This window comes from Acidovorax sp. KPB24-03 (genome assembly GCF_057546605.1).
Genome location: NZ_BAAJYR010000586.1, coordinates 1 through 1,709, shown reverse-complemented (window position 1 = coordinate 1,709; position 1,709 = coordinate 1). Strand labels below are relative to the sequence as shown.

Genomic DNA, 1,709 nt, shown 5'->3' with positions numbered 1-1,709 from the left:
CTGGCCTTCCCGGTGCAGTGGGTCGAGAAATTCTCGTCCTCCGCCGACACCTCCCAGGGCCGCCGCGTGTTCTGGGGCCGCGTGGCGGCAGGCGCCGTGGCGCCGGGCACGGCCGTGCAGGTGTTCCCGAGCGGCCAGCCAGGCCACCGTGGCCCAGGTCTTGGACCATGCCGCGCCGCCCCGTGGGCGTGCCGGGCCGGCCAGAGCGCGGGCATCGTGCTCGGACCGCGAGGTGGACGTATCGCGCGGCGACTGGATCCTGGCCGCACCGCAGGCCGCCGCCGTGGCCGCCGACGATTTCGACACCCCGGCATCGACGCCCTCCTGGCCCGGCCGGCGCGAACTGCGCGCCACCGTGGCCTGGATGGACGACGAGCCCCTGGTCGCCGGCCGCGTGTACTGGGCGCTGCACGGCCACCGCTGGGTCAAGGCCAAGGTGCAGCGCGTCGTGCACAAGCTCAACATCCACACGCTGGCCGAAGAAGACGCCGCCCAGCTCGACCCCAACGCCATCGGCCACGTGGACCTGCTGCTGCAGGAGCCCCTGCCCGCCGCGCCGTTCACCCAGGCGCGCGTGCTGGGCTCGCTGATCCTGGTGGATACCGCCAGCCACAAGACCGCTGGCGCGGTGCTCGTGAACGCCCCGGCGGCCTGACCCGAGGCGCCGAATCCTTGCCGTTGCAGGGGCGGCCCCCGAGCCGCTCCCTGAAACGCCCTAAAATCGCGGGTTACCCCCGATCCAACGACAACTCCTGCCATGACTCACGTCGTCTCCGAAAACTGCATCAAGTGCAAGTACACCGACTGTGTGGACGTGTGCCCCGTGGACTGCTTCCGCGAAGGCCCCAACTTCCTCGTGATCGACCCCGATGAATGCATCGACTGCGCCGTGTGCATTCCCGAGTGCCCGGCCAACGCCATCTTTGCCGAGGAAGACCTGCCCCCGGACCAGATCGCCTTCATCAAGATCAACGCCGACCTGTCGCCCCAGTTCAAGAGCATCACCAAGCGCAAGGCGCCCCTGCCCGACGCCGACGAATGGAACGGCAAGCCCGGCAAGGTGGTCGACCTGATCCGCTGAAGCAGACAGGCCCCCGACACCCCGTGAAGACCGAAGCGCCCCCATCCACCCCGATGGCCATCGAGACGGATGCCGCCGTCATCGGCGCGGGGCCGGTTGGGCTGTTCCAGGTGTTCCAGCTCGGGTTGCAGGGCATTGCAGCCCATGTGATCGATGCGCTTCCCCACGTGGGCGGCCAGTGCGCCGAGCTGTACGGCGACAAACCCATCTACGACATTCCCGGCATTCCCGTCTGCACCGGGCGCGAACTCGTCGCGTTGCTGCAGCGGCAGATCGCCCCGTTCCCACCCACCCTGCACCTGGGCCAGCGTGTTGCCACGCTCGCGCCGCGGCCCGACGGGCGGCTTTTGCTGCAGACCACGGCCGGCACCGCGCTGCTGGCGCGCACGGTCTTCATCGCCGCGGGCGTGGGCGCGTTCGTGCCGCGCGCCGTCAAGGCCGAAGGCATCGATCGCTTCGAAGGCACGCAACTGCATTACCACGAGGATGCGGCCGACACCGCCGGCCGGCATGTGGTCGTGCATGGCGGCGAAGACACCGCCGTGGCCCGCGCCATCGCCTGCGCCCAACCGGGGCCGCACGCCGCCGCCAGCGTGACCCTGCTGCACCGGCGCGATGCCTTCCAGGC

At 70.3% G+C, this 1,709-nt stretch carries 2 protein-coding genes and 1 pseudogene; all 3 read left to right on the top strand.

Features of this window, described 5'->3' with window-relative positions; genetic code table 11:
• A pseudogene (locus AC27KI_RS24235) lies at positions 1-655 on the top strand (elongation factor 1-alpha C-terminal domain-related protein); the annotation flags it as partial.
• Positions 656-757: 102 nt separating this feature from the next.
• Entirely contained in the window at positions 758-1,081 is a 324-nt protein-coding gene (gene fdxA / locus AC27KI_RS24230) for a ferredoxin FdxA (RefSeq protein ID WP_487116288.1), read from the top strand.
• Between the two features lie 53 nt (positions 1,082-1,134).
• The coding region (locus tag AC27KI_RS24225; RefSeq protein ID WP_487116290.1) for an NAD(P)/FAD-dependent oxidoreductase at positions 1,135-1,709 on the top strand (575 nt) is incomplete at its 3' end.